Origin of the sequence: Enterobacter cloacae complex sp. I1M (assembly GCF_014982425.1) — a bacterium.
Lineage (GTDB): Bacteria > Pseudomonadota > Gammaproteobacteria > Enterobacterales > Enterobacteriaceae > Enterobacter > Enterobacter intestinihominis.
This window is the reverse complement of sequence record NZ_JADCLG010000005.1, coordinates 275598-302426: the sequence shown is the minus strand read 5'-3', so window position 1 is coordinate 302426 and position 26829 is coordinate 275598. Positions and strand designations below refer to the sequence as shown.

Here is a 26829-nt window from a genome sequence, read left to right as displayed (position 1 = left end):
ACCCTGGCACGTTCACCGGTCATGTCGTTACAGAGTAGCAAGGAACATAAAGTGAACGGAATGACCACCACCGCCGTATGTTCCCCTCACCCTAACCCTCTCCCCGGAGGGGCGAGGGGACTGTTCAGTGCGGTAGCGCCACCGGGCTTTTTTCAGAAGCTGTAGCTCGCCCCGACCTGGAAGGTGCGGTCGCGGCCTATCCAGCAGTTGGTCGCGTCATAGCAGGTGAGCGTCTCTTTGTTGGTGACGTTCTGCGCGCTCGCTTTCAGCGTCAGCCCCTCCAGCGATGGCGCCAGTTCGCCCATGCGGTAAGATGCCGCCAGATCGTACTGCGTCGTACCGCCCAGCTTGCCTGCATCATTGGCTGGCGAGATCTCCATCGGCCCGGTGTAGCGTGCACCAGCCCCCAGCGTTAACCCTCTCAGCGGCGTGCTGTCAAAGGTGTAATCTCCCCACAGATTAAAGGCGTTCTCAGGGACCTGCGTCGGTCGTTTGCCCTGGTACTTGTCATCTTCGGTATTGATGGCGTGGGTGTAGGCATAATTGGCAATCAGCGTCAGGTTATCCGTTGGACGACTAATAGCGGAAAGCTCCGCGCCTTTCGATTCCACTTCCCCGGTCTGGCGGTAGTTGAGGAAGCCCGGATCGCTGGTCACCACATTTTTCTGACGAATGTTAAACACCGAGGCGGTGAAGGTAGTTGCATATTCCGCCAGCAGATATTTCACCCCACCCTCCACCTGCTTACTGGTGGTGGGCTTAACGTCTTTCGCGGTCAGCGTACCCTGCGGCGATACCGGTGCGAAACCTTCCGAATAGCTGAAAAACGGCGAGAGACCATTTTCGAAGGCATAAAGCGCCCCCAGTCGTTTGGTGAGGCGATCCTGAGATACCCAGGCTTTGTCACCGTTTTGCAGATAGTTGGTGGTGACGGAACGGTAGTCGTCAAAGCGCAGGCTGGCCAGCACGTTAAGCCCGCCAAACGCAATCTGATCCTGAAGGTAATAGCCATTCTGCTGATAGCCGAGACGGTTTTTCTGCGCGGTTTCAAGCCCCAGCGCATCGTTATCGATCTGCGAGTGATCCGGATTGCGCATATCGATACCCGGTGTGGACGAGGCGTAACGATAATGGAAGTGAGAGTTAAGCTTCTGGTAGTCAAAGCCCGCCAGCAGATGATGTTGCCAGTCCCCCAGCGCGACGGTTCGGGTAACCTGGTTATCAATGTTGAAGCTCTGCAAATCTTCATCCGTGGTATAGGCGAAGCGGTTAAGCTGGTAGACCTCGCTGCCCGTCCCGGTGGAATAGGCGCTGCGCTGGTGGGTATCCACGTCAAAGTAGCGCGCTTTCTGGTTAAAGCCCCAGCCACTGTCAAACTCATGCTCAAAGCTGTAGCCCAGCATCCACTGGCGCTGTTTGAAGCCGCTCCACTCATCCCCGGCATAGTCACGACGATCGGCGTATTTAGACCGCAGATAGCTTAGCGGCATCGGATCAGACGGCGTCAGGCTCGGCGTATTTTGCGCCAGCGCGTCAATGGTCAGGCGCGTTTTGTCATCCGGCTGCCAGGTCACGGAGGGGGCCACCAGATAGTTTTCATAGCGCGTGGTGTGCGCCTGTTCGTCACTTTCCGTCGCTTTGCCCAGCAGACGATAGTTCCAGTCGCTGTTCGCAATCTGCCCCGTGGAATCCAGGTACCCCTCTTTCAGATTGCGGTTTCCGGTATTAAAGCCCAGTTCCGTTTTCGCCTCTTTCTGCGGCTTTTTACTCTGAATATTGACCAGCCCGCCCGGGGAGCCGCCGCCATACAGCACGGATGACGGCCCCTTCAGGATATCGACGCTCTCAATCAGCAGCGGATCGATTCGCGCTTTGGTGTTCCCGGTGACGTTATAGGGAAGTTGCAGGCCGTTGTAGAACTCCTGATCAACGTTGAACCCGCGGATTTTGTACTCGCTCATGTAAGAGGTGCTCCCGCGCACCTCCGTGGAAACGCCCGGCGCATAGCGCAGGATCTCGTTTACCGAACTGGCGTGCCGCTGCTCAATCTCTTTAGAGGCGATGGTGTTGATCACCTGCGGCGTTTTACTTTCCGCGACGGCTGATTTCGTGGCGCTATTGGTCCAGGCAGGGAGCGCGCTGCCCTGCTCTGTACCGGTTACCACGATGGTGGGTTCTTCTGCGAAAGCCTGTGTCTGCAATGCCAGCGTAACGGCGCCTGCCAACGCGCATAACGCAAAACGTGAGGTGCTCATAGTGTCGTCTTATTATTAGATGATATTGGGAACGACAATTATTATCATTTTTATTACCGAATCAATATCAGCGGAGAAAAACAGATCGTTTGTATTAAGTTTCATGCCAGCGTGCCGATAACCCAGAGACAGTCTGTCATCTATCGAGGAGCCATCTGGCGTGAGTAGCTACAGTGAGCAGTTCCTGAAACAAAATCCGCTGGCTGTATTAGGGGTGTTACGCGACCTGAAAAAGGGCGAGGTGCCGCTGCGCATCAACTGGTCAACCAGCCAGTTTATCAGCAAGATCCTGGACGTGACGGCAGAACACCTGATCGTGGATCTGGGTAGCCAGAGCGATGAAAACCGTGCCGCGCTACAGGCAGAAAACCTCTCGGTGATGGCCGAAACGCAGGGGGCTAAAGTCGAGTTTATACTGCCTCGCCTGACCACGATCGTGTACCAGGGTTTGCCTGCGTTTATCACCCCCCTGCCCGCTAATCTCTGGTTCGTGCAGCGCCGCGAGTATTTTCGCATCAGCGCCCCGCTTCACCCGGCCTACTTCTGTAAGGCGAAAATGCCGGACAAAAAAGAGATCCGCTTTCGTCTCTTCGACCTGTCGCTGGGCGGCATGGGAGCGTTGATGGATATGCCGAAGCCGGAAGGGCTGGTGGAAGGTATACGTTTTAGTCAGATCGAGCTGGATATGGGCGGATGGGGACGCTTCTGGTTTGACGCCCAGCTGATTGCCATCAGCGAGCGCAAGGTGGTGGACGGCAAAAACGAAACCATTACCACGCCGCGACTGAGTTTTCGCTTTCTGAATGTCGGGCCAGGCGCCGAGCGCGAACTACAGCGCATCATTTTTTCACTGGAGCGTGAAGCGCGGGAACGCGCGAATAAAGTGCGCTGAAAGGCGTCGGGCAGCGTGCTGCCGCCCGACAAAGACGTTACATGGCGTCCATTGCTTTCTGTACTTTCCAGATATAACGTGGAGCCTGTGCTGACGGATGATTCTTCACAACGTGTTCGAAGAATTCATCTTTATCCATATCGTTAATCTCTTCTATCGCCTCTTTGCGATCGGATGAGAAGGTTCGGAGCAGCGCGCCAGCTCCGTTAACGTACGACACCACCAGCGCATATTGCATCACTTCCGGATCGTCAATCCCCTTCAGAATGCCATGCTCCAGAATGCTCAGGTAAGCGGTTCCCATAGAGATATTACGTTCCGGGTTTTTCAGCTCGCTGGTGGATGGCTGTCCCTTCCAGCCCATGTAGCGATAGACCTCTCTTCCCGCCGTAGAGGCTTTTAACTGCATCAGCCCCACCGCATTCGATTTACTCACCAGCGTCGGGTTCCCGCCGGACTCCACGGCGATGATCGCGGTGATCAGGCGCGGGCTCACGCCCCAGGCCTTCCCGGCTTGTTCGCTGATCGGCATCCACTGCATGGCCCGCTTTACCGGGACTTCGGGGTTCCAGGGGGGATTTTTATAATCATGTTTTGAACTACAGCCAGCGAGCAACACAATCAAAAAAGCAAACCATCTCAATTTCACGTCATCTATCCTTATAGCCGGTCATCGCGGTACGTCGCCCCTTGAAGCAGGCGGCGTATAAGCGGCATGATATAGACAATTAGATTCTCATTCAGCAAGGAATTGCCATGCCTCAGTTTCATCTCATTGCACCGTCGGGCTACTGCATCAACCAGGAGGCGGCACAGCGGGGCGTTCAGCGCCTGCTGGAAATAGGCCATCAGGTAGAAAATCAGACAATTATCCCCCGCCGCATGCAGCGTTTTGCCGGTACGGAGGCGCAGAGACTGAGCGATATCAACAGCCTGGCGACGCTGGAAGGTGAAAACACCATTGTGCTGGCCGTGCGCGGCGGCTATGGCGCAAGCCGGCTGCTGGAGAGCATCGACTGGGCCGGGCTGGCCGCACGCCAGCAGCAGGATCCGCTGTTAATCTGCGGACACAGCGATTTCACGGCGATCCAGCTCGGCCTGCTGGCGTTGCATAACGTCATTACCTTTAGCGGCCCGATGCTGGCCGGCAACTTTGGTGCGCCGGAGCTGGATGCGTTTACGCAGGACCATTTCTGGCGCGCCCTGCAAAACCCGACGTTTACCGTCGAGTGGCAAGGCAACGGACCGCACTGGGAATGTGAAGGGCAGCTGTGGGGCGGAAACCTCGCGATGCTGGTATCGCTGATTGGGACACCGTGGCTGCCGCAGATCGAGGACGGCATTCTGGTGCTGGAAGATATCAACGAACACCCGTTCCGCGTCGAACGCATGCTGTTACAGCTTTATCACGCCGGGATCCTGGATCGGCAGTCGGCCATTGTGCTGGGCAGTTTCAGCGGGTCAGCCCCCAACGATTACGACGCGGGCTACACGCTGGAGACGATGGTCGATTTCATTCGTTCCCGGCTGGATATTCCGGTGATCGCCGGTCTGAATTTCGGCCATGAGCAGCAAACCGTTACCTTGCCACTGGGTGCCCGGGCGCACCTTGCACACGGTAATTCAGGCAGTCGGTTAACAATCAGCGGTCATCCGGTCTTAAAGGCATAAAAAAGCCGTTATTCCCCCTCAATAAAACGCAGATACAGTTGTTAATATGTTAGGGTTTTAATAACAGCGTTCACATTGAGGTGGGAGTAAGACGACATTGAGTGCCACAGCGATAATCAGTCTTTTCATTCTGGGTTCCATCCTGGTAACCTTCAGCATTTTATTAAGTTCATTTTCATCGCGCCTTGGCATACCTATTCTTGTCATTTTCCTGGCTATCGGCATGCTGGCGGGGGTTGACGGAATCGGCGGTATCCCCTTCGATAATTACCCTTTCGCCTATATGGTAAGTAACCTCGCGCTGGCGGTGATCTTGCTGGACGGCGGCATGCGCACCCAGGCAAGTTCGTTTCGCGTTGCCTTAGGCCCGGCGCTGTCTCTGGCTACCGTCGGCGTGCTAATCACCTCCGGCCTGACCGGTATGATGGCAGCCTGGCTGTTTAACCTCGATATGATGGAAGGCCTGCTTATTGGCGCGATTGTCGGCTCTACCGATGCGGCGGCGGTGTTCTCGCTGCTCGGCGGCAAGGGGCTGAACGAGCGCGTTGGCTCCACGCTTGAGATTGAATCCGGCAGCAACGATCCGATGGCGGTGTTCCTGACCATCACCCTGATTGAGATGATCCAGCAGCACGAAACTGGCCTGAGCTGGATGTTCGCCTGGCACATCCTCCAGCAGTTTGGCCTCGGGATTATCATTGGTCTCGGCGGCGGTTACCTGTTACAGCAGACAATCAACCGTATTACGCTGCCTTCCGGCCTTTACCCGCTGCTGGCCCTGAGCGGCGGGATCCTGATCTTTGCCGTCACCACCGCGCTGGACGGCAGCGGTATTCTGGCGGTTTACCTCTGTGGATTCCTGCTGGGCAACCGACCGATTCGTAACCGTTATGCGATACTGCAAAACTTTGACGGGCTGGCCTGGCTGGCACAGATCGCCATGTTCCTGGTGCTGGGCCTGCTGGTGACGCCTTCCGACCTGCTGCCTATCGTCGTGCCAGCGCTGCTTTTGTCGGCCTGGATGATCTTCATCGCCCGTCCGCTGTCGGTGTTTGCCGGGCTGCTGCCGTTCCGCGGGTTTAACCTGCGTGAGCGGATATTTATCAGTTGGGTGGGGCTGCGCGGCGCGGTGCCGATTATCCTGGCGGTTTTCCCGATGATGGCCGGGCTGGACAACGCTCGTCTGTTCTTCAACGTCGCCTTCTTCGTGGTGCTGGTATCGCTGCTGTTCCAGGGGACGTCGCTGGGCTGGGCGGCGAAAAAAGCCAAAGTGGTGGTACCGCCCGTTGGCTGGCCGGTCTCCCGCGTGGGGCTGGATATTCATCCAGACAACCCGTGGGAACAGTTTGTCTATCAGCTAAGCGCCGATAAGTGGTGCGTGGGTGCTTCGCTACGCGATCTGCATATGCCCGCTGAAACGCGTATTGCCGCCCTGTTCCGGGATAATGCCCTGCTTCACCCGACCGGCAGCACGCGGCTGCGAGAGAACGATATCCTCTGCGTGATTGGCCGCGAGCGCGACCTGCCTGCCCTTGGCAAGCTGTTCAGCCAGTCGCCCCCGGTGGCGCTGGATCAGCGTTTCTTCGGCGATTTTATCCTCGAAGCCAGCGCCCGCTTTGCGGATGTGGCGCTGATTTATGGCCTGGAGGGAGGACTGGAGAATCGCGATAACCAGCAAACACTGGGCGAGATTATTCAGCAATTATTAGGGGCTGCACCGGTCGTCGGTGACCAGGTGGAGTTTGCCGGGATGGTCTGGACGGTGGCCGAGAAAGAGGATAACGCGGTGCGCAAAGTCGGCGTAAGGCCGATGGAGGAGGAGGCGGAGTAGCTGCTTTTTTGCCGGGTGGCGCTAACGCTTACCCGGCCTACGTTCGGGCTTTTGTAGGCCGGGTAAGGCGAAGCCGCCACCCGGCACACACATGTTACACCGTCACAACAGGCACTCTTGACGCCAGCGCGCACATCAGTTCATACCCGACAGTGCCCGCCGCAGCGGCCACATCATCAATTTTAACCTCGTTGCCCCACAGCTCAACCGGTGAGCCGATCCCCGCCTGAGGACATGGCGTCAAATCAATAGCCAACATGTCCATTGAGACGGTGCCTACCGTGCCCGTACGCACGCCATCGACCCACACCGGCGTACCGCTCGGGGCGATGCGCGGATAACCATCTGCATAGCCCCCCGCCACGATACCGATACGCTGTTCGCCCGCTGCCCGATAGCGGCTGCCATAGCCCACCGTATCGCCCGCTTTCAGGGTTTGCACGCCGATAATTTCGCTTCGTAACGTCATCACCGGCTTCAGGCCGCTGTTGGCGATATCCTGCCACTGACCTGAGGGTGACGCGCCGTACAGAACGATCCCCGGGCGCACCCAGTTGTAATGCGCCTCGGGATGCCAGAGCGTTGCCGCTGAGTTCGACAGCGAGCGCGGACAGTCCAGCCCTTCTGCCGCCTGCTCAATGCGGACCATGGCATCGGCAATGCCGTCCGGCTTTTCCGCATCGGCGAAATGCGCCATAAGCGTCATCTCACCGACGTTTTTCAGCGCACGAAGCTGCTGCCAGACCGTGTGCACCCGTTCAGGCTGAAAGCCCAGACGGTTCATCCCGCTGTTCACTTTGAGATAGATATCCAGCGGGGCATGCAGCTTCGCGTCCTGAATCGCCTTGATCTGCCAGTTACTGTGAACGCTGGTCGTCAGGCGGTACTTATCCAGCAGAGGCAGATCCTGCGCATGGAAGAATCCTTCCAGCAGCAGGATCGGTCCTTTCCAGCCGCGCTCGCGCAGCAGGATGGCCTCTTCCAGATTCAGCAGGGCAAAACCATCGGTGGCGCCGAGCGCACTCCAGATACGGTCGATACCATGACCGTAGGCGTTGGCTTTCACCACCGACCAGACACGAGAACCCGGCGCAGCACGGCGAACAATTTGCAGGTTATCCTTCAGCGCCTGCAAATCCAGCTGGGCCAGAATAGGACGGGACATTGCGACTCCTTAATTATGCGCGCCGTGCAGGTGTTGTGGACGCGATGGGGTAAACCCTGATTGATAGCGTGCGGCGCTCAAATCGTCAAACGGAATTGCCGGCGTCCGCCCGGAGATCAGGTCGCTCAGCAGCTGGCCCGAACCGCAGGCCATGGTCCAGCCAAGCGTACCGTGGCCGGTGTTGGTCCACAGATTTTTGTATGGCGTACGGCCCACAATCGGCGTGCCGTCCGGGGTCATTGGGCGTAGGCCGGTCCAGAACGTCGCCTGCTCAATGAAGCCGCCGCGCGGGAAGAGATCGCCCACGACCATCTCCAGCGTTTCACGACGCGGTTTAAGCAGCTCAGTATTAAAGCCCACGATTTCCGCCATGCCGCCGACGCGGATCCGGTTATCGAAGCGGGTGATGGCGATTTTGTAGGTTTCATCAAGAATGGTCGAGACCGGCGCACCGCTGTCCTCTTTCACAGGAATGGTCAGGGAGTAGCCTTTCAGCGGATAGACCGGGATATCCAGGATCCCTTTCAGCATCGCGGTAGAATAGGATCCGAACGCCATCACGTAAGCATCGGCTTTGATCACCTCTTCTCCACACTTCACGCCGTAAATCTTCTCCCCTTCCGACAGCAGCTTGTCGACAGAGGTGTTGAAGCGGAATTTCACCCCGGCCTGCTCACACATGCGCGCCAGACGCTGGGTGAAAAGCTGGCAGTCGCCAGTTTCATCGTTCGGTAAACGCAGGCCGCCCGTCAGCTTGTGCGCGACCTCGGCAAGTGCTGGCTCCACCTGGGCAAGTTGGCTGGCTTCCAGCAGCTGATACGGTACGCCCGCATCTTCAAGCACGGCGATATCGCGGGTCGCGTTTTCATACTGTTGCGCGGTACGGAACAGCTGAAGTGTGCCGCCCTGGCGCCCTTCATATTCGATCCCCGTTGAGGAACGCAGCGCTTTCAGGCAATCGCGGCTGTATTCTGCGAGGCGCACCATGCGCCCTTTGTTTTCCATGTAGTGGCGGGTATCGCAGTTGCGCAGCATCTGCCACATCCACTTAAGCTGGAACTGTGTGCCGTCAAGGCTTATCGCCAGCGGCGCATGTCGCTGAAACATCCATTTGATCGCCTTCAGCGGAACGCCCGGGGCCGCCCACGGCGCAGCGTAGCCCGGGGAGATCTGCCCCGCATTCGCCGCACTGGTTTCCAGCGCCGGACCGGATTCGCGATCGATAACGGTAACCTCATGTCCCGCCTGACTTAAATACCAGGCGCTGGTTACGCCAACGACACCACTTCCCAGTATGACAACACGCATAGCCACTCCATTATGAGCAAAAGAACAATCATCTAATTACAGATTGATAACCTAGCTGAAAATATTATTCAACATATGACTTTTTTATGGTGACTCAACTCACATATCCCGCTGTATCAGGGGATAGCGCTTATTTGGGATCTCCTGCTGCGCGTTATTTTTAACCAGTAGAAAATTCTGCGAGCACCGCTTTTTTTGCCGTATCGAAAACGGGAAATCGCAAAGAAAAAATTTCTGCGCCCCGCGTATTTGAATGGGGTGATCTATGCTTGAAAGGAGGCTCTCCAGTCAGAGAGAGCGACCAACAACGAGGGCGCGCTAATGGCTACACTAGATTCCATGTCAAGGGACAGCACACGTCTGAGCGATGGACCCGACTGGACCTTCGAATTGCTGGATGTCTACCTGGCGGAGATCGACCGGGTGGCCAAACTCTATCGTCTGGACACCTATCCCCATCAGATTGAAGTCATCACCTCGGAACAGATGATGGACGCTTACTCCAGCGTCGGGATGCCGATTAACTATCCGCACTGGTCGTTTGGTAAAAAATTCATTGAAACGGAGCGACTGTATAAGCACGGACAGCAGGGGCTGGCGTATGAAATCGTTATTAACTCTAACCCGTGTATTGCCTATCTGATGGAGGAGAACACCATTACCATGCAGGCGCTGGTGATGGCGCACGCCTGCTATGGACATAACTCGTTCTTCAAAAATAACTATCTGTTCCGCAGCTGGACGGACGCCAGCTCCATCGTCGATTACCTTATCTTCGCCCGCAAATACATTACCGACTGCGAAGAGCGCTACGGCGTGGACGAGGTAGAGAAGCTACTGGACTCCTGCCACGCGCTGATGAATTACGGCGTTGACCGCTATAAGCGTCCGCAGAAGATCTCATTGCAGGAAGAGAAAGCCCGGCAGAAGAGCCGCGAGGAGTATCTGCAAAGCCAGGTGAATATGCTGTGGCGCACCCTGCCGAAACGTGAGGAGGAGAAAACCGTCGCCGAGGCGCGTCGTTACCCTTCCGAGCCGCAGGAAAACCTGCTCTACTTTATGGAGAAGAACGCCCCACTGCTGGAGCCGTGGCAGCGTGAGATCTTGCGCATCGTGCGCAAGGTGAGCCAGTATTTCTATCCTCAGAAGCAGACCCAGGTGATGAACGAAGGCTGGGCGACCTTCTGGCACTACACCATTCTTAACCACTTGTATGACGAAGGAAAAGTCACCGAGCGGTTTATGATGGAGTTTCTGCACAGCCACACCAACGTGGTATTCCAGCCAGCGTATAACAGCCCGTGGTACAGCGGCATTAACCCGTACGCACTCGGCTTTGCCATGTTCCAGGATATCAAGCGTATCTGCCAGTCGCCCACCGAAGAGGACAAATACTGGTTCCCGGATATTGCCGGTTCTGACTGGCTGGAAACGCTGCACTTCGCGATGCGTGATTTTAAGGATGAGAGCTTTATCAGCCAGTTCATGTCGCCGAAGATCATGCGTGATTTCCGCTTCTTCACCGTACTGGATGATGACCGCAACAACTACCTGGAGATCTCTGCGATCCACAACGAAGAGGGCTATCGTGAGATCCGCTCGCGCCTGTCGTCTCAGTACAACCTGAGCAATCTTGAACCGAACATTCAGGTCTGGAATGTGGATCTGCGCGGTGACCGCTCTTTGACGCTGCGCTATATCCCTCACAACCGCGCACCGCTGGATAAGGGGCGTAAGGAAGTGCTGAAGCATGTGCATCGCCTGTGGGGATTTGACGTGTCGCTGGAGCAGCAGAATGAAGATGGCAGCGTGGAGCTGCTGGAGCGGTGTCCGGCGCGGTTGAATACGCTGTAGTGCGTTTTAGCCGGGTGGCGGCTACGCCTTACCCGGCCTACGGGTTTTGTAGGCCCGGTAAGCGAAGCGCCACCGGGCGAAAAAAACCTCTCAATCGAGAGGTTTTTTATTTCAGCGACTCTGAATCGCTAAATCACCCGGCAGGGTTTTCTGCATTCGGTGCCAGATTTCACCGGAGTCGTGGCCATAACGACGCACCGTTTCATAGACCTGATCGTGCAGCCCTTCGGTGCAGAGCTTGCTCAGTTTATGGTAGAAGCCGAGCGCCAGGCTGCGGGCTTCAGGGTTGGCAAAGTAGTGACGACCAATGCGTGTATATAATCCTTTCATTCCATTCAGGATCAGACCGTAAACCGGATTGCCGGAAGCAAACGCCAGACCGCGGAACACGTTGTAGTCGAGGGTCGCAAAGGCGTCCGCGTGGTCTTCCACCTCATTGGCGGTGGCAAGCACCTTCAGCGCATCTTCAGGATGCTGACGAAACGCGGTGCGGATGAAAATGGTAGCGATGTTGGTGCGCACCGAAAGCAGATTGTCAATCAGCTGCGGTACGCTTTCGTGATCGAGACGCGCCAGCGTTTCCAGAATATTCAGCCCGGACGTTTCCCAGAAGTTATTCACCTTAGTGGGTTTGCCATGCTGTATCGTCAACCAGCCATCGCGCGCCAGACGCTGGAGCACTTCTCGCAGCGTGGTACGGGTGACGCCAATCAGTTCAGAGAGTTCGCGTTCAGCAGGTAGAATTGATCCCGCAGGGAAACGATTATTCCAGATGCTTTCAATGATGTACTCTTCCGCGAAACCCGCCGGGCTCTGCGCCTTAATGACCATAGTGAGATTTCCATTACACAGCTTTAGCAAATTGCACTCATCATACCAGAGGCGCGCAGAGGCAGATAGCGCAGCAGAGACAGAAAAGAGGGATCGCCGTTTCATTTTTATGAAATTTACAAAATGGCTTTATCCCCCTCTCCGCCGCCGTTTTTGCGTATACTGATGTCTTGTCTTATTTGACGGGGAAAGGACGTCTGTCGTGGAAATTTCATTTGGGCGCGCGCTGTGGCGCAACTTTTTAGGTCAGTCACCTGACTGGTACAAACTCACTCTACTGGTATTCCTGGTCGTTAATCCCGTTATCTTTTTGCTGGATCCCTTCGTTGCCGGGTGGATGTTGGTCGCCGAGTTTATCTTTACCCTGGCGATGGCATTGAAGTGCTATCCGCTGCTGCCCGGCGGGCTGCTGGCGCTGGAAGCCGTGGTCATTGGAATGACCAGCGCGGAGCATGTTAAAAACGAGATTGCGTCGAATCTTGAAGTCCTGCTACTGCTGATCTTCATGGTGGCGGGGATCTACTTTATGAAGCAGCTTCTGCTGTTTATCTTCACCCGTCTGCTGCTGAGCATTCCGTCGAAAACGCTGCTCTCGCTGGCGTTTTGCCTCGCCGCGGCTTTCCTCTCTGCCTTCCTGGATGCGCTGACGGTTGTGGCGGTGGTGATCAGCGTCGCCGTCGGCTTTTACGGTATTTACCACCGGGTCGCCTCGTCTCGTCCTGGCGATAACTTGCAGGACGACAGCCACGTTGAGGCGCACAACCGCGATGTGCTCGAGCAGTTCCGCGCGTTTCTGCGCAGCCTGATGATGCATGCGGGCGTGGGGACGGCGCTGGGCGGCGTGATGACAATGGTTGGAGAGCCGCAAAACCTGATTATCGCCAAAGCGGCTGAGTGGCATTTTGGCGAATTTTTCCTGCGCATGGCGCCGGTCAGCGTGCCCGTTCTGATCTGCGGCTTAGCGACCTGCGTGCTGGTCGAAAAATTCAACCTTTTTGGGTATGGCGCGAAGTTGCCCGATCAGGTCCGTCAGGAGCTGCATAAGTTTGACGAGCAGAGCCGCAAACAACGCACGCGCCAGGAGACGCTGCGCCTGATTGCACAGGGCATCATCGGCGTGTGGCTTATCGCTGCGCTGGCCTTCCACCTTGCCGAGGTGGGGCTGATTGGTCTGTCGGTAATTATTCTTGCAACCAGCCTGAGCGGCGTCACGGACGAACATGCTATCGGAAAAGCCTTTACCGAAGCGCTGCCGTTTACCGCCCTGCTGGCGGTGTTTTTCGCCGTCGTGGCGGTGATTATTGACCAACATCTGTTCGCGCCAATCATCGCGTTTGTGCTTCAGGCCACGCCAGATTCGCAGCTAACGCTGTTCTATTTGTTTAACGGTCTGTTGTCTTCTATATCCGATAACGTCTTTGTCGGGACGGTATACATCAATGAGGCCAAAGCCGCGATGGAGCAAGGGATTGTCAGCAATGAACAGTTCGAGCTGCTGGCGGTGGCGATCAACACTGGAACCAACCTCCCCTCCGTGGCAACCCCGAACGGTCAGGCGGCCTTCCTCTTCCTGCTGACCTCGGCGCTGGCGCCACTCATACGACTTTCTTATGGAAGAATGGTCTGGATGGCGCTGCCGTACACGCTGGTGCTTACCCTTGTTGGTTTGCTGTGCATCAAAATTACTCTCGTTCCCTGTACGCAATGGTTGTTGCAAGCAGGTATACTTGCGGCGCATTAAAATTCGTTTACACTGCGCTGTCTAAGCATGTTCCAGGGAAATGATTATGTTGCGATTTTTGAACCAGTGCTCACGCGGTCGCGGAGCGTGGTTGTTGATGGCCCTGACCGCCTTTGCGCTGGAAATGGTCGCGCTGTGGTTTCAGCATGTGATGGGGCTGAAACCTTGCGTCCTGTGTATTTATGAGCGTTGTGCGCTGTTCGGCATTATGGGCGCAGGTCTGGTAGGTGCGATTGCACCTAAAACACCGTTACGCTATGCCGCAATTGCCATCTGGCTGTACAGCGCCGGGAAAGGGATTGCGCTTGCCTGGGAGCACACCCAGATGCAGCTTCACCCGTCGCCGTTTATGACCTGCGACTTTGCCGCCCGCTTCCCGAGCTGGCTGCCGCTGGATAAATGGCTGCCGCAGGTGTTTGTGGCCTCCGGTGACTGCTCTGTACGCCAGTGGGAGTTTCTGACGCTGGAGATGCCGCAGTGGCTGGTGGGCATTTTTGTCGCCTACTTCGTGGTAGCGCTGCTGGTGCTGATTGCCCAGCCGTTCAAGCCAAAGAAACGCGATCTTTTTGGAAGGTAAAAGCAAAACGGCAACGTCAGTTTTGTAGGTCGGGTAAGCGCAGCGCCACCCGACAAAATTGCGCACAATAAAAAACCCGCCTCGGCGGGTTTTTTATTATCACCGATTAGGGTGATTCATAATGTGGTCTTCCCAGTCCTGCACCTCGGACTCTTTCACCGCAATGTGGCGCACGGAAATACGCTCGCCGTGCATCGCCGCTTTCGACCCCGTCAACAGCGGATGCCATGTGGGCAGATCTTTACCTTCCGCCAGCAGGCGATACGCGCAGGTATGCGGCAGCCACTCAAAGGTCGGCAGATTTTCACGGGTTAACTTGATGCAGTCCGGCTCATAGTCGAAACGGCGCTCGTAGTTGCGGCACTGGCAGGTTTTGATGTTTAACTGCTTGCAGGCTACGTTGGTGAAATAGATCTCATCCGAATCTTCATCCATCAGCTTATGCAGGCAGCACTGCCCACAGCCGTCACACAACGATTCCCACTCCGCGTCGGTCATGTCGTCGAGAGTTTTGCTTTGCCAGAAAGGAATGTCGTTCATCGGGATGTCCACACGTCAAAATAGAGCGCACCTTATAACGAGTCTGGCACGTTGATGCAAGTTTTGCCGCCCTTTTCAGGCGGCAAGGTGCTTTTACAGCACGCGGGTTTTCAGCGACAGGCCGTTAAAACTGACGTCCAGCTCGTCGCCACTGTGCAGCGGCCCCACACCTTCCGGAGTGCCGGTAAGGATCACGTCGCCGGGTTTCAGGGTGAAGAAGCGGCTCATGTAGGCAATCAGCGGAACGATCTTATGGATCATGTCAGCGGTCGTCCCCTGCTGGCGGATCTCGCCGTTGACCTTCAGGCTGAGGGGCGTATTCTGCGGGTCGTCGGTAAATTCACTCACCGGAACGAAACCGGAAATCGGGCATGAATTGTCAAAGCCCTTGGCTTTTTCCCACGGCTGCCCCGCTTTCTTCATTTTGCTCTGGACGTCGCGCAGGGTCAGGTCGAGCGCGACACCGTAACCCGCAATCGCTTTCTCTACATGCTCTTCGGTCGCCTGGCGCAGCGTCGCGCCGATCAGCACCGCCAGCTCCACTTCATGATGCACCGAGCCCAGCCCCTGCGGCAGAACCAGCGGCTGGCGAATATCGCACAGTGCGGTTTCTGGCTTAATAAACAGAACCGGCTCATCCGGCACGGCGCTGCCCATCTCCTGAATATGTTTTGCATAGTTGCTGCCCACGCAGATCACTTTGCTGACGGGATAATCCAGTAATGCACCTTGCCAGTTATGATGTTGATACATGGTCGACCCCTAATCGGTTGATGAGTTGTTCCCGGAGTGACCCGGGCTTATTTCTTTCCGCTCACCTCAAGATGCTGTTTTAATAAATTCTCCGGTGGCGGCGGAAGCTGTAAATAATAGCCCTGCTCGGTTAACGCCTTTTTGACTTTCTCCAGATCGGCGTTCACCAACTTCTTACGGCCGTCCAGCGGCAGCAGCATCGCCAGTTGCGGTCGGCCAAAGCTTTTCATTAATTCCTCAGGCACGCGGGAAAAATCGTCTTTCTTTTCGACATAAAGGTAGGTCTGGTCGCGGCTGGTACTTCTGTAGATCACACAAAACATGTTTTTACTCTGAATTAATGGGTGGTTGCTTGCCTCAATATACTCCTGACTATAACATGCCTGATACTCTTCGGAATATCGCGGCGATGTGTTGCGGTTAATAGCAAATTGAGTAAGGCCAGGATGTCAAATACGCCCATCGAGCTTAAAGGCAGTAGCTTCACCTTATCAGTGGTTCATTTGCATGATGCAAAACCCGAGGTTATTCGTCAGGCGTTAGAAGACAAAATCGCGCAGGCTCCCGCTTTTCTTAAGCATGCTCCTGTTGTCGTTAATGTAAGCGACCTTGAGGGGCCGGTTAACTGGAAGCGACTCCAGCAGGCCGTCGTCTCCACGGGGTTGCGCATCGTGGGTATTAGCGGCTGCAAAGACGCAGAGTTAAAAGCCGAAATTGAACGCGCGGGTTTGCCCTTGTTGAACGAGGGCAAAGAAAAAGCCCCGCGTGCAACGCCTGCAACCGTTCCCGCTCCCCCGCCTCCGGCGCAAAATGTAGCCCCAGTCACAAAAACGCGATTGATTGATCTGCCGGTTCGTTCCGGTCAGCGCATTTATGCGCCAAACTGTGATCTGATTGTTACAAGCCACGTCAGTGCGGGCGCAGAACTGATTGCAGACGGCAATATTCACGTTTACGGTATGATGCGTGGGCGTGCGCTTGCGGGCGCCAGCGGCGATCGAGAAGCACAAATTTTTTGTACTCACCTGACGGCAGAACTGGTGTCTATCGCAGGTGAATATTGGCTGAGCGATAAAATCCCAGCCGAATTTTATGGCAAAGCGGCTCGTCTGCAGCTGGCAGATAACGCTTTGACCGTTCAACCGTTAAATTGATCCCTTTTAACAAGGAATTTCTATGGCACGCATTATTGTTGTGACTTCGGGTAAAGGAGGCGTTGGCAAGACCACCTCCAGCGCGGCCATCGCTACTGGTTTGGCCCAGAAGGGAAAGAAAACCGTCGTAATCGACTTCGATATCGGTCTGCGTAACCTGGACCTGATCATGGGTTGCGAGCGTCGCGTGGTGTATGACTTCGTGAACGTCATTCAGGGCGATGCCACGCTTAACCAGGCGCTAATTAAAGATAAGCGTACCGAGAACCTCTACATTCTCCCGGCGTCCCAGACCCGTGATAAAGACGCGCTGACCCGTGAAGGCGTGGAAAAGGTGCTCGACGATCTGAAAAAGATGGAGTTCGACTTCGTGGTCTGCGACTCCCCGGCCGGCATCGAAACCGGCGCGCTGATGGCGCTCTACTTCGCGGATGAAGCCATCATCACTACTAACCCGGAAGTCTCGTCAGTACGTGACTCCGACCGTATTCTCGGCATTCTGGCCTCGAAATCTCGTCGCGCGGAAAATGGCCAGGAGCCGATCAAAGAGCACCTTCTGCTGACCCGCTACAACCCGGGTCGGGTGAACAAAGGTGACATGCTGAGCATGGAAGACGTGCTGGAGATCCTGCGCATCAAACTGGTTGGCGTGATCCCGGAAGATCAGTCCGTATTGCGCGCCTCTAACCAGGGCGAGCCCGTGATCCTGGATACACAGGCAGACGCGGGTAAAGCGTATGCGGATACCGTTGACCGTCTGCTGGGAGAAGAACGTCCTTTCCGCTTCATTGAAGAAGAGAAGAAAGGTTTCCTCAAACGCCTGTTCGGAGGATAAGTTATGGCATTACTGGACTTTTTTCTCTCGCGGAAAAAAAGCACCGCCAACATCGCAAAAGAACGTCTGCAAATCATTGTGGCGGAACGTCGTCGTAGCGACGCCGAACCGCACTACCTGCCGCAGCTGCGCAAAGACATTCTGGAAGTGATCTGCAAATACGTGCAGATTGACCCGGAAATGGTCACCGTTCAGTTGGAGCAAAAAGACGGGGATATTTCGATTCTGGAGCTGAACGTGACGCTTCCGGAAGCGGAAGAGTCACGTTAATCCGTTTGTGGTTTTGTAGGCCGGGCAAGCATCGTACCGCCCGGCAATTTCCCCGGTGGCGCGGCGCTTACCGGGGCTACAATTCTTTAGCGCGGATACCCTTCCAGCAGGGTGTTCAGGCGTTCAGCCATCAGTTCCCCCCGCCATCCGGCGACCAGTTCCGGTAAGCCATTTTGCGGTTTCAACTTCCAGTGCCAGTTCAGCAGCTGGTTAATCTGACGACGTGAAGCCAGCAGCTCGGCGCTCAGTTTGCTTTCCCCCGCCACCGTCTGCACCAGCGCTTTGATATCTTTGAACGCCTTGCGGTAGCCCGGCATATCCATCAGGTTAAGCAGTGGTTCTGGCAGTGCGTCCTCCGGCAGCTGCTGAGCTTTCTCTACCAGCGCGAGCAGCGTTTTACCGTGGAAACGGATCTCACTCCCGGAAAGGCCAATGCTGTCCAGTTCGCCAAGGCTACCCGGCATATAGCGCGCTACCGCCCACAGGTGTTCTTCACGCACCACGAAGTTAACCGCCAGATCGCGCTCACGCGCTTTACGCAGCCGCCAGTCAGCCAGCAGTTGCAGACAGGCCAGTTGACGGGTGCGCAGCTGCCAGGCGTTAGTGATGTCACGCCAGGCCTCTTTCGGATCAACCACTTCCTGACGACGCTGCTGCGTCATGCGGCACTCGTCCAGGGCGGCAGACAGCCAACCGGACGCCTCAGCCTCTTTCATAAGCTGGCCAGCAATCGGCAGCAGGTAGAATACATCTGCCGCGGCGTATTCAAGCTGACGCGCCGTCAGCGGGCGCGCGAGCCAGTCGGTACGCGATTCGCTCTTATCCAGCGTCAGACCGGTGTACTCTTCCACCATCGCCGCGAAGCCCCAGGAGAGCGGACGACCGCTGAACGCCGCGAGGATCTGGGTATCAATCAGCGGCTGCGGCATGATGCCAAAGGTGTTGAGAAAGACTTCCAGATCTTCACTGCCGGCGTGCAGATATTTGGTCACGGCGGTATCAAGCAACAGCTCGCGCATTGGCGCCCAGTCGGTAATGCCGAGGGGGTCAATCAACGACACGTGTTTGCCGTCATACATCTGGATCAGGCCCAGTTGCGGGTAGTACGTGCGGGTACGGACAAATTCCGTATCCAGGGCGATAGCGGGGAAATCACGCGTCACCTCGCACAGCGAAGCCAGCTCGTCGTTGGTAGTGATCATCTGGTAATTCAAATCGGACTCTCTTTTGTTTGCGCCCATAAAAAACGCCGGCTTAACCGGCGTCTGGGCGATTAACGTGAAGCTCAGGCCTTATTGTCCACTTTGGCACGGGCTTCGTCACGTAATTCTCGTCGTAATATCTTCCCGACGTTGGATTTCGGCAGCTCATCGCGGAATTCCACCAGCTTCGGCACTTTATAGCCCGTCAGCTGCCGGCGACAAAACGTTATCAGCGCTTCCTCGGTAAGAGAAGGATCTTTCTTGACCACAAATATCTTCACCGCTTCACCACTGCTGCCGGAAGGAACCCCCACCGCTGCCACTTCCAGCACGCCGCTGTGCTGCATCACCACGTCTTCGATTTCGTTCGGATAGACGTTGAAACCGGAAACGAGGATCATGTCTTTCTTGCGATCGACGATACGCAGAAAACCTTCGTCATCCATCACCGCGATGTCGCCGGTGTACAGCCAGCCGTCTTTGATGATCTCATCCGTGGCATCTGGGCGCTGCCAGTAGCCCAGCATCACCTGCGGCCCTCTGACGCACAGCTCGCCCGGTTCGCCGTGAGGCACTTCGTTACCCTCATCGTCCACCAGTTTAGCTTCCGTCGACGGGACCGGCAGACCGATACTGCCGCTGTGGTAGTCGATGTCATGCGGGTTGACGCTGACCAGCGGGGCGCACTCCGTCAGACCATAGCCTTCCAGCAGATACTGTCCGGTGAGTTTTACCCAGCGCTCGGCAACCGCCTGCTGAACCGGCATCCCGCCGCCCGCAGAAAGATGCAGCGTGGAGAAATCGAGCTGCTGGAACTCTTTATTGTTAAGCAGCGCGTTAAACAGGGTGTTCACGCCGGTCATGGCGGTGAACGGGTATTTCGCCAGCTCTTTAACCAGCCCCGGAATGTCGCGCGGGTTGGTGATCAATACGTTTTGACCGCCAAGCTCGATAAACAGCAGGCAGTTCATGGTCAGCGCAAAAATGTGATACAGCGGAAGCGCGGTGATCACCAGCTCCTTGCCCGGGTGCAGTAGCGGCCCGTAGGTGGCGTTCACCTGTTCAAGGTTCGCCAGCATATTACGATGGGTCAGCATCGCCCCTTTAGCCACGCCGGTGGTACCGCCGGTGTATTGCAGGAACGCCAGATCTTCTGAGACGATCTCCGGCTTAACGTACTGCATCCGATAGCCCGCATGCAGCGCACGGCGGAAAGAGATGGCATCCGGCAGGTGGTATTTCGGCACCAGCCGCTTAACGTATTTCACGACAAAGTTGACCAGCGTACCTTTCGCGGTAGAGAGCTGGTCGCCCATGCGCGTCAGAATGACGTGCTTAACCTGAGTTCTTTCAGCGACTTTTTCCAGCGTGTGGGCAAAGTTGGAGACAATCACAATCGCCGCCGCACCGCTGTCATTCAACTGATGTTCCAGCTCGCGTGGGGTATAGAGCGGGTTAACGTTAACCACGATCATCCCCGCCCTGAGGATCCCGAACAGCGCCACCGGGTATTGCAGCAGGTTTGGCATCATCAGCGCGACGCGATCCCCTTTCTGCAAGCCCAACCCTTCCTGTAAATAGGCCGCAAACGCCCGGCTGCGCTCTTCCAGCTTACGGAAAGTCATCACTTCGCCCATATTCACAAATGCGGGCTGGTCAGCGTAGCGCCGTACCGAGTGTTCAAATAATTCAATCAGGGATTGATAACGGTCAGGATTGATCTCCGCAGGGACATCCGCGGGATAACGGTTAAGCCAAACCTTTTTCAATGCATCACCTCTGAAATGAGTGTTCGTCGTCATCACAGCCCCGATAATAAACAGTTTGTTAACATTATATTAACTCAGCGTACCAGTTTATTAATTGTTCAGATTGCAGGTTGCGAAGCGCGTCACTCTTTTTTTTCGTTTTATCCGTAAAAAAACAGAGACAGCGGCTGAGCCGCTGTCTCTTTCCTAACAATAACAGTAACTTACTCAGTTACAATTGTTTGAACCTGTGCAGGGCCTGGATTGTACCAACCCCAGCCACCGTAGCCGTAACGATACGGATGCGGACCCCACATCCACGGATCGATTGGCTGTGGCGGCATCACCACCTGCTGGGCGATACGCCAGCGTTTGTAGCCGTTCACCTGCACGGTCATAAATTTGTATGGCGTATTGCCGATTTTCCCCGCCACCGAACCGGTAATCGGACCGACGACGGTCACCAGCTGCCCGCGGAAATCTACCGGATCGAGGAAGCCGCTGACGTCAGCGTAGATCCGCCCGCGCGAGGCTTCACCCAGAACAGGCCGTGCGCCGCTGTCCAGTGGAACGGTGGCAATCTCCAGCCGGGTTTTCCCCTGCTGGTTTAGCACTTCAACCACCTTGCCGCCAAAGCGCGCTTCCTGCCCGACATACAGCTCCGGAGCATTCATCACGCGTACCAGATCCTGCTGTGGCGTCGGGCTGGTGCCCTTGATCGCATCAGGAACGGTGACGCACCCGCTCAGTGCTATGGCAACCGCGCCTGCCATAAAAAAGCGTACAACTTTAGTCTGAACCGCCATGATGCGACTCCTTTTTCTCAGTTCCTGTTACTGAGATTCACTCGCGGCCAGGAAGTTTCTTCCATGCGACGGTGTTTCGTAAATAAACCGGCTCGGCGTGTTCAACGACCACGGTTTTTCCTGCGGCAAGCTGCTGACAGGCAACAGGCAACATATCTTCGGCGGCAGGCAGGAGCATGTTACCGTCCACCAGCGTAAGGCCGGTGTCCTTCGCCATCTCAGGCCATGCCGGCCAGCCGGTTCCGACCGTCGCCCACTCACCGGTGAGCTGTTTCAGGCGCTCGGTGACGGCTTCAGGTTTAAGCACGGCTTCCGACTCTTCGCCGTGCCAGACGCCGTTTTCGTCACGGGTGTACTCCGCCCAGTAGACTTCACCCATGCGGGCATCAATCGCGGCCAGCACGCGGCTGGCACCGGTCATGCGCCAGGCACCCTGAGCCATAGTCGCAAGCGTTGAAACGCCGATCATCGGCAGGTCAGCGCCCAGCGCCAGCCCCTGCGCAATGCCAATCCCGATACGTACGCCCGTAAAGCTGCCCGGGCCACGGCCATAGGCCAGCGCGTCGAGGTCAGTCAGGGCGGTGTTGCCCTCGGTTAAAATGGTTTTTACCAGGGGCAGAATACGTTGGGTGTGTTCCCGTGGGCACTCTTCGAAATGAGCAAAAGTCGTACCGTCGTTCCACAGGGCAACGGAACAGGCCTCTGTCGCGGTATCAATAGCCAGAATTCGCATCAGTCGTCGCGCTCTCGCAATGGTCAGTCACAAAATGGCGCGCATCTTAACACACTCCGGGAAGAATTACTCCGCCGTCGGGTTCGCCAGGAAGCGGACCGCGCGTTTAATATCCCGTGTGCGCGGCGCAGGCGGCAGGCTGGCGAGGAAGGTGGCGCCGTAGGGACGCATCACCAGGCGATTGTCGCAGATCACCAGCACTCCGCGGTCGGTGACGTCGCGTATCAGTCGCCCTACCCCCTGTTTAAGCGTGATAACCGCGTCCGGCAACTGGACGTCGTCGAACGGATCGCCCCCGCGCAGACGGCAGTCCTCCATGCGTGCTTTCAGGAGCGGATCGTCCGGCGATGTGAATGGCAGCTTATCGATAATCACCAGCGAGAGCGTATCACCGCGCACGTCCACCCCTTCCCAGAAGCTGCTGGTCGCCACCAGCAGGGCATTACCGGCGCTGACAAACTGCTGGAGCAGCTGGCCTTTGCTGGTTTCCCCCTGCAACAGCACCGGCAACGTCATGGTCGCGCGGAACTGCTCGGCCAGATCGCGCATCATGGCGTGAGAGGTGCAGAGCATAAAGCAGCGTCCGTTGTTGGCCTCAATCATCGGCTTTAGCATGGCCGCCAGATGGCGCGCCGCCCCTGGCTGGTTAGGCAGCGGCAGATTGCGTGGCACGCACAGCAGCGCCTGTTTCTCATAGTCGAACGGGCTTGGGAGGAGTAAGGATTCAGCCTGCTCAATGCCGAGACGCTCGGTAAAGTGGTGCAGATCGTCGTTGACCGACAGCGTGGCCGAGGTAAAGACCCAGGTGCCGGGCTTTTGCGCCATCACCTCTTTGAATTTATCGGCAACGGTCAGCGGCGTGAGCGCCAGGGTAAAGTGGCGCGAGGTACATTCATACCAGTAGCTGTAGCCCGGCTGGTTGATCTCTTTCAGCCGCTTCAGCCGCCCACGGTAGAGCGTGGCCCGCTCGAAGGCGGCGTCCAGCAGCGCTGAACGTCCGAGGGACAGCTTCGCCACGTCGTAACAGAGTTCAAGAGCATCATCGAGCAGCAGCAGCGCGCGCTGGATATTTTTGTCCGCGAGCAGTTCGCGCAGGTTGCCGCGATAGCCCGGCTCGCCAAGCTGTAAGCGGAAATCCTGTGCGCATTGCGCCAGGCGGTCCGCGCACTTCTGCAACTGCTGGGTATCTTTGAGCTCGGTGCGATAGGCAATGGTAATATCTTTCGCCAGATCCTGAAGCTGACGGCTGGAGAGCGACTGGCCAAAATACTGGCTGGCGATGTCCGGTAGCTGATGGGCTTCATCGAAGATCATCACCTCCGCCTCGGGGATCAGCTCGCCGAAACCACTGTCCTTGACCACCATATCCGCAAGAAACAAGTGATGGTTCACCACCACCACGTCGGCTTCCATCGCCGTTTTACGCGCTTTCACCACAAAGCAGTCTTTATACAGCGGGCAGTCGCTGCCGAGGCAGTTGTCGTTGGTGCTGGTCACCAGCGGCCAGGCCGGGGAGTCTTCCGGCACGCTCGCGCAGGTGCTGATGTCCCCCTCCTCCGTCTGGTTGGCCCAGGCGCGCAGGACGATCACATCGCTGAGTGTTTGTACCGGCAGGTCACCGCCCGCCAGCGCCTGCTGTTCGAGACGCTCCAGACACAGATAGTTAGAACGCCCTTTCAGCAAGGCCAGACGCCCTTTGTATTTCAGCGCTTTCGCCACCGTGGGTAAATCGCGGCTGTAGAGCTGATCCTGGAGCGCTTTTGATCCCGTAGAGATGATCACCTTTTTTTTCGCCCGCAGCGCAGGAGCGAGGTAAGCGTAGGTTTTCCCCGTACCGGTGCCGGCCTCCACAACCAGCGGCTGCGCCTTGTCGATGGCGTGCGCGACGGCATGCGCCATCTGACGTTGAGGTTCGCGCGGTTTAAAACCGGGAATTGCCTGTGCTAACTGACCTTCAGGGGAAAAATCGTCTGCCACGGTGTTCTCTCACTGTATTTTTGCACAGGGATTATGTCAGCCCCTTCTCTCCGGTGCCACCCCAAATAGTGACGACGGCGGAACAATATGGCAGTCTTGCCGCCTGACGATGAAAGATAACGAGGATACGTTTATGACAATTACGCGCATTGATGCCGAAGCCCGCTGGTCTGATGTGGTGATCCACAACCAGACGCTGTACTACACCGGTGTCCCTGCCAATCTGGACGCCGACGCCTTCGAGCAAACCGCTAACACCCTGGCGCAGATCGACGCCGTACTGGAAAAACAGGGCAGCGATAAATCCCGCATTCTGGACGCGACGATTTTCCTGGCGAATAAAGACGACTTCGCGGAGATGAATAAAGCCTGGGATGCGTGGGTAGTGGCGGGTCACGCGCCTGTACGCTGCACCGTACAGGCCACGCTGATGAAACCGGAGTATAAGGTGGAGATTAAGATTATCGCGGCAGTTTAAGCCCGGTTATTCATCTTCATCTTCAAATCGCGCCACTATCCGCTCGCCGGTATGACTGGCGCGAATTTCCTGAGCGACGACGGTGATCGCTTCTCCGCTGCTCATACCCTGGCCCATCAGTTCCTGAATCCGCTCTACCGCTTTCTGCTGTTGGTCATGACTGAGAGAAGGTAAACCTGCAAACATCGTTAACTCCTGCTAAATTATTCGCGCTAATTATTTCACGCTACCCGGTAGTATGCCATACATGAACATGCGCTTCCCCACTGTTATGACCTTACCCTGGCGTGCAGATGCCGCCGAGTTCTGGTTTGCCCGTCTGAGCCACCTTCCTTTTGCCATGCTGCTGCACTCCGGGCATGCGGATCACCCCTACAGCCGCTTTGATATTCTGGTGGCCGACCCGGTTAAAACGCTGACGACCGATGCGCTGTCACCCACGGACGATCCGCTGATGCGGCTTCAGAACGAGATCCATGCTCTGGGCTTATCTGCCACACCGGATCCGGATCTGCCTTTCCAGGGGGGCGCGCTGGGCCTGTTTGGTTACGATCTGGGTCGCCGTTTCGAAAAGCTGCCCGAGCATGCGCAGGCGGATATTTCCCTGCCGGATATGGCGGTCGGGCTGTATGACTGGGCGCTAATCGTGGATCACCGTAAGCAGACGGTTTCCCTGCTTAGCCACCGAGACGTGCAGGCGCGTCTGGCCTGGCTTGAGGCGCAACGGCCCGCCACAGCGGAACACTTTATGCTGACCTCTGGCTGGCACTCGAACATGAGCGCGGCGGAATATGCGGAAAAATTCTCTCGCGTGCAGGCGTATCTTCACAGCGGCGACTGTTATCAGGTCAACCTTGCCCAGCGTTTCCAGGCGGCGTACCGGGGAGACGAATGGCAGGCATTTACCCGCCTCAATGCCAGCAATAAGGCCCCGTTTAGCGCATTTTTACGCCTTGAACACGGCGCCATCCTCAGCCTTTCGCCTGAGCGTTTTATTCATCTGGCTGACGGTATTATTCAGACCCGCCCGATCAAGGGCACCCTGCCGCGCCTTACCGATGCTAACGCCGACCGCCAGCAGGCGGAGACGCTGGCGGCCTCGCCGAAAGATCGCGCTGAAAACCTGATGATTGTCGATCTGATGCGCAATGATATTGGCCGCGTCGCCGAGCCGGGCAGCGTGCGCGTGCCGGAGCTGTTCGTTGTGGAGCCTTTCCCGGCGGTACATCATCTGGTCAGTACTATCACTGCACGCCTGCCGGCCTCGCGGACCGCCTGCGATCTGCTCCGCGCCGCGTTTCCGGGCGGCTCCATCACCGGCGCGCCGAAGGTCCGCGCGATGGAGATTATCGACGAACTGGAACCGCATCGCCGCAACGCCTGGTGCGGCAGCATCGGCTATGTGAGCCTGTGCGGAACCATGGATACCAGCATCACTATTCGCACCCTGACGGCCTGCGACGGTAACCTTTACTGTTCCGCAGGCGGCGGCATTGTAGCCGACAGCCAGGCCGGGGCGGAATATCAGGAAACCTTTGATAAAGTGAATCGTATCCTGAAACAACTGGAGAACTCACGGTGAAGAAAGACAACCTGACGCTGGATGATTTTCTGTCGCGTTTTCAGCTTCTGCGGCCCCAGGTTAACCGCGCCGCGCTGAATCAACGTCAGGCGGCGGTACTGATCCCGGTCGTGCGTCGTGAACAGCCGGGTCTGTTGCTTACCCAGCGCTCACCGCATATGCGAAAACACGCCGGTCAGGTTGCGTTTCCGGGCGGCGCGGTGGACAGCACCGATGCTTCCCTGATTGCCGCCGCGCTGCGCGAAGCGCATGAGGAGGTGGCGATCCCCCCGGAGGCGGTCGAGGTAATTGGCGTGCTGCCGCCAGTGGACAGCGTAACCGGTTTTCAGGTCACGCCGGTCGTCGGCATTATTCCGCCCGATCTTCAGTATCACGCCAGCGTCGATGAAGTTTCAGCGGTGTTCGAAATGCCGCTTGAAGAGGCCCTTCGTCTGGGCCGCTATCATCCTCTGGATATTCACCGCCGCGGGCACGATCATCGGGTCTGGCTGTCGTGGTATCAGCATTATTTTGTCTGGGGCATGACGGCAGGCATCATTCGTGAGCTTGCGCTACAAATCGGCCTGAAGCCTTGACTATACTTTACATTCCACCCTTTTCTGGCAGGTTTGCGATCGGCGTCGCGC

26 protein-coding genes are annotated in these 26829 nt (G+C 56.6%); 12 read left to right on the top strand and 14 right to left on the bottom strand.

Translation table 11 applies throughout. The features are described from left to right. Positions 1-152 precede the first annotated feature (152 nt). A complete protein-coding gene (locus INF86_RS03100) occupies positions 153-2255 on the bottom strand; it encodes a TonB-dependent siderophore receptor (RefSeq protein ID WP_193543216.1) in 2103 nt (700 codons plus the stop codon). A 160-nt stretch (positions 2256-2415) separates the two neighbouring features. Here INF86_RS03100 and INF86_RS03095 point away from each other — a divergent pair, with 160 nt between their 5' ends. After that, complete coding sequence (locus INF86_RS03095) at positions 2416-3147, top strand: flagellar brake protein (RefSeq protein ID WP_193543215.1); 732 nt, start codon at positions 2416-2418, stop codon at positions 3145-3147. 37 nt (positions 3148-3184) lie between these two features. Here the strand turns inward: INF86_RS03095 and emtA are convergent, their stop codons facing one another. Continuing rightward, positions 3185-3796 (bottom strand): membrane-bound lytic murein transglycosylase EmtA, encoded by a 612-nt coding sequence (gene emtA, locus INF86_RS03090; RefSeq protein WP_022648424.1) that lies wholly within the window; start codon positions 3794-3796, stop codon positions 3185-3187. 107 nt (positions 3797-3903) lie between these two features. Between emtA and ldcA the strand changes: the two genes are divergently transcribed. Both ldcA and INF86_RS03080 read left to right on the top strand, forming a co-directional pair. After that, complete coding sequence (gene ldcA / locus INF86_RS03085) at positions 3904-4818, top strand: muramoyltetrapeptide carboxypeptidase (RefSeq protein WP_048966756.1); 915 nt, start codon at positions 3904-3906, stop codon at positions 4816-4818. A 97-nt stretch (positions 4819-4915) separates the two neighbouring features. Continuing rightward, complete coding sequence (locus INF86_RS03080; RefSeq protein ID WP_063151970.1) at positions 4916-6649, top strand: potassium/proton antiporter; 1734 nt, start codon at positions 4916-4918, stop codon at positions 6647-6649. Between the two features lie 94 nt (positions 6650-6743). Here the strand turns inward: INF86_RS03080 and dadX are convergent, their stop codons facing one another. Together dadX and INF86_RS03070 are read right to left on the bottom strand one after the other, a co-directional pair. Continuing rightward, on the bottom strand, positions 6744-7814 hold the full coding sequence (dadX, locus tag INF86_RS03075; protein WP_022648427.1) for a catabolic alanine racemase DadX: 1071 nt from the start codon (positions 7812-7814) through the stop codon (positions 6744-6746). A gap of 9 nt (positions 7815-7823) precedes the next feature. Continuing rightward, positions 7824-9122, bottom strand: coding sequence for a D-amino acid dehydrogenase (locus INF86_RS03070; RefSeq protein ID WP_022648428.1), 1299 nt, complete (start codon positions 9120-9122; stop codon positions 7824-7826). A gap of 321 nt (positions 9123-9443) precedes the next feature. On the opposite strand from INF86_RS03070, the gene INF86_RS03065 reads away from it, so the two are divergent. Further along, complete coding sequence (locus INF86_RS03065; RefSeq protein WP_022648429.1) at positions 9444-10976, top strand: SpoVR family protein; 1533 nt, start codon at positions 9444-9446, stop codon at positions 10974-10976. A gap of 111 nt (positions 10977-11087) precedes the next feature. On the opposite strand, the gene fadR is transcribed toward INF86_RS03065, so the two are convergent. After that, entirely contained in the window at positions 11088-11807 is a 720-nt protein-coding gene (fadR, locus tag INF86_RS03060; RefSeq protein ID WP_015570315.1) for a fatty acid metabolism transcriptional regulator FadR, read from the bottom strand. A gap of 202 nt (positions 11808-12009) precedes the next feature. Between fadR and nhaB the strand changes: the two genes are divergently transcribed. Further along, the gene (gene nhaB, locus INF86_RS03055) at positions 12010-13548 is read left to right on the top strand and encodes a Na(+)/H(+) antiporter NhaB (protein ID WP_126490430.1); all 1539 of its coding nucleotides are present in this window, start codon (positions 12010-12012) and stop codon (positions 13546-13548) included. A gap of 46 nt (positions 13549-13594) precedes the next feature. Beyond that, complete coding sequence (dsbB, locus tag INF86_RS03050; protein WP_032622423.1) at positions 13595-14125, top strand: disulfide bond formation protein DsbB; 531 nt, start codon at positions 13595-13597, stop codon at positions 14123-14125. A 99-nt stretch (positions 14126-14224) separates the two neighbouring features. On the opposite strand, the gene INF86_RS03045 is transcribed toward dsbB, so the two are convergent. The 3 genes from INF86_RS03045 to INF86_RS03035 form a co-directional block, all read right to left on the bottom strand. Continuing rightward, positions 14225-14665 (bottom strand): YcgN family cysteine cluster protein, encoded by a 441-nt coding sequence (locus INF86_RS03045; RefSeq protein WP_022648432.1) that lies wholly within the window; start codon positions 14663-14665, stop codon positions 14225-14227. 93 nt (positions 14666-14758) lie between these two features. Further along, a complete protein-coding gene (locus INF86_RS03040; protein WP_022648433.1) occupies positions 14759-15418 on the bottom strand; it encodes a fumarylacetoacetate hydrolase family protein in 660 nt (219 codons plus the stop codon). A gap of 47 nt (positions 15419-15465) precedes the next feature. Continuing rightward, on the bottom strand, positions 15466-15741 hold the full coding sequence (locus tag INF86_RS03035) for a YcgL domain-containing protein (protein ID WP_006810982.1): 276 nt from the start codon (positions 15739-15741) through the stop codon (positions 15466-15468). A gap of 123 nt (positions 15742-15864) precedes the next feature. Between INF86_RS03035 and minC the strand changes: the two genes are divergently transcribed. The 3 genes from minC to minE are packed head-to-tail and all read left to right on the top strand — an operon-like array spanning position 15865 to position 17677. After that, positions 15865-16572 carry a septum site-determining protein MinC gene (minC, locus tag INF86_RS03030; protein WP_015570311.1) on the top strand — a complete coding sequence of 236 codons (708 nt, stop codon included), beginning with the start codon at positions 15865-15867 and terminating at the stop codon, positions 16570-16572. Positions 16573-16594: 22 nt separating this feature from the next. Further along, a complete protein-coding gene (gene minD, locus INF86_RS03025) occupies positions 16595-17407 on the top strand; it encodes a septum site-determining protein MinD (RefSeq protein ID WP_003859938.1) in 813 nt (270 codons plus the stop codon). Between the two features lie 3 nt (positions 17408-17410). Continuing rightward, positions 17411-17677, top strand: a complete 267-nt coding sequence (gene minE / locus INF86_RS03020; protein ID WP_003859937.1) for a cell division topological specificity factor MinE — start codon at positions 17411-17413, stop codon at positions 17675-17677. A gap of 86 nt (positions 17678-17763) precedes the next feature. Here minE and rnd read toward each other — a convergent pair whose 3' ends face one another. From rnd to INF86_RS02995, 5 genes are all read right to left on the bottom strand, one after another. Further along, a complete protein-coding gene (rnd, locus tag INF86_RS03015; protein ID WP_123059168.1) occupies positions 17764-18879 on the bottom strand; it encodes a ribonuclease D in 1116 nt (371 codons plus the stop codon). 83 nt (positions 18880-18962) lie between these two features. After that, positions 18963-20648: a long-chain-fatty-acid--CoA ligase FadD gene (gene fadD / locus INF86_RS03010; protein ID WP_074132809.1), complete on the bottom strand. Its 1686-nt coding sequence runs from the start codon at positions 20646-20648 to the stop codon at positions 18963-18965. Between the two features lie 203 nt (positions 20649-20851). Next, a complete protein-coding gene (locus INF86_RS03005) occupies positions 20852-21433 on the bottom strand; it encodes a Slp family lipoprotein (RefSeq protein WP_193543214.1) in 582 nt (193 codons plus the stop codon). Between the two features lie 37 nt (positions 21434-21470). Continuing rightward, a complete protein-coding gene (gene tsaB, locus INF86_RS03000; protein ID WP_058646899.1) occupies positions 21471-22166 on the bottom strand; it encodes a tRNA (adenosine(37)-N6)-threonylcarbamoyltransferase complex dimerization subunit type 1 TsaB in 696 nt (231 codons plus the stop codon). A 66-nt stretch (positions 22167-22232) separates the two neighbouring features. Continuing rightward, positions 22233-24143: an ATP-dependent DNA helicase gene (locus tag INF86_RS02995; protein WP_023300349.1), complete on the bottom strand. Its 1911-nt coding sequence runs from the start codon at positions 24141-24143 to the stop codon at positions 22233-22235. A gap of 133 nt (positions 24144-24276) precedes the next feature. On the opposite strand from INF86_RS02995, the gene INF86_RS02990 reads away from it, so the two are divergent. After that, positions 24277-24621 (top strand): RidA family protein, encoded by a 345-nt coding sequence (locus INF86_RS02990; RefSeq protein WP_022648440.1) that lies wholly within the window; start codon positions 24277-24279, stop codon positions 24619-24621. A 6-nt stretch (positions 24622-24627) separates the two neighbouring features. Here INF86_RS02990 and INF86_RS02985 read toward each other — a convergent pair whose 3' ends face one another. After that, positions 24628-24807 (bottom strand): YoaH family protein, encoded by a 180-nt coding sequence (locus INF86_RS02985; protein WP_022648441.1) that lies wholly within the window; start codon positions 24805-24807, stop codon positions 24628-24630. A gap of 61 nt (positions 24808-24868) precedes the next feature. Here INF86_RS02985 and pabB point away from each other — a divergent pair, with 61 nt between their 5' ends. Next, positions 24869-26203: an aminodeoxychorismate synthase component 1 gene (pabB, locus tag INF86_RS02980; RefSeq protein ID WP_193543218.1), complete on the top strand. Its 1335-nt coding sequence runs from the start codon at positions 24869-24871 to the stop codon at positions 26201-26203. Further along, the gene (locus INF86_RS02975) at positions 26200-26778 is read left to right on the top strand and encodes a CoA pyrophosphatase (RefSeq protein ID WP_022648443.1); all 579 of its coding nucleotides are present in this window, start codon (positions 26200-26202) and stop codon (positions 26776-26778) included. The genes pabB and INF86_RS02975 overlap by 4 nt, the downstream gene beginning before the upstream one ends. Positions 26779-26829: the final 51 nt, after the last annotated feature.

What these genes read in the sequence shown, in the direction of transcription:
- fadR (WP_015570315.1), bottom strand. Translation starts at nt 11,807, where the DNA reads ATGGTCATTAAGGCGCAGAGCCCGGCGGGTTTCGCGGAAGAGTACATC.
- tsaB (WP_058646899.1), bottom strand. Translation starts at nt 22,166, where the DNA reads ATGCGAATTCTGGCTATTGATACCGCGACAGAGGCCTGTTCCGTTGCC.
- dsbB (WP_032622423.1), top strand. Translation starts at nt 13,595, where the DNA reads ATGTTGCGATTTTTGAACCAGTGCTCACGCGGTCGCGGAGCGTGGTTG.
- minE (WP_003859937.1), top strand. Translation starts at nt 17,411, where the DNA reads ATGGCATTACTGGACTTTTTTCTCTCGCGGAAAAAAAGCACCGCCAAC.
- INF86_RS03045 (WP_022648432.1), bottom strand. Translation starts at nt 14,665, where the DNA reads ATGAACGACATTCCTTTCTGGCAAAGCAAAACTCTCGACGACATGACC.
- INF86_RS03100 (WP_193543216.1), bottom strand. Translation starts at nt 2,255, where the DNA reads ATGAGCACCTCACGTTTTGCGTTATGCGCGTTGGCAGGCGCCGTTACG.
- INF86_RS02990 (WP_022648440.1), top strand. Translation starts at nt 24,277, where the DNA reads ATGACAATTACGCGCATTGATGCCGAAGCCCGCTGGTCTGATGTGGTG.
- pabB (WP_193543218.1), top strand. Translation starts at nt 24,869, where the DNA reads ATGAACATGCGCTTCCCCACTGTTATGACCTTACCCTGGCGTGCAGAT.
- dadX (WP_022648427.1), bottom strand. Translation starts at nt 7,814, where the DNA reads ATGTCCCGTCCTATTCTGGCCCAGCTGGATTTGCAGGCGCTGAAGGAT.
- INF86_RS03070 (WP_022648428.1), bottom strand. Translation starts at nt 9,122, where the DNA reads ATGCGTGTTGTCATACTGGGAAGTGGTGTCGTTGGCGTAACCAGCGCC.
- INF86_RS02985 (WP_022648441.1), bottom strand. Translation starts at nt 24,807, where the DNA reads ATGTTTGCAGGTTTACCTTCTCTCAGTCATGACCAACAGCAGAAAGCG.
- INF86_RS03040 (WP_022648433.1), bottom strand. Translation starts at nt 15,418, where the DNA reads ATGTATCAACATCATAACTGGCAAGGTGCATTACTGGATTATCCCGTC.
- INF86_RS03065 (WP_022648429.1), top strand. Translation starts at nt 9,444, where the DNA reads ATGGCTACACTAGATTCCATGTCAAGGGACAGCACACGTCTGAGCGAT.
- INF86_RS03035 (WP_006810982.1), bottom strand. Translation starts at nt 15,741, where the DNA reads ATGTTTTGTGTGATCTACAGAAGTACCAGCCGCGACCAGACCTACCTT.
- minD (WP_003859938.1), top strand. Translation starts at nt 16,595, where the DNA reads ATGGCACGCATTATTGTTGTGACTTCGGGTAAAGGAGGCGTTGGCAAG.
- minC (WP_015570311.1), top strand. Translation starts at nt 15,865, where the DNA reads ATGTCAAATACGCCCATCGAGCTTAAAGGCAGTAGCTTCACCTTATCA.
- INF86_RS03005 (WP_193543214.1), bottom strand. Translation starts at nt 21,433, where the DNA reads ATGGCGGTTCAGACTAAAGTTGTACGCTTTTTTATGGCAGGCGCGGTT.
- ldcA (WP_048966756.1), top strand. Translation starts at nt 3,904, where the DNA reads ATGCCTCAGTTTCATCTCATTGCACCGTCGGGCTACTGCATCAACCAG.
- rnd (WP_123059168.1), bottom strand. Translation starts at nt 18,879, where the DNA reads ATGATCACTACCAACGACGAGCTGGCTTCGCTGTGCGAGGTGACGCGT.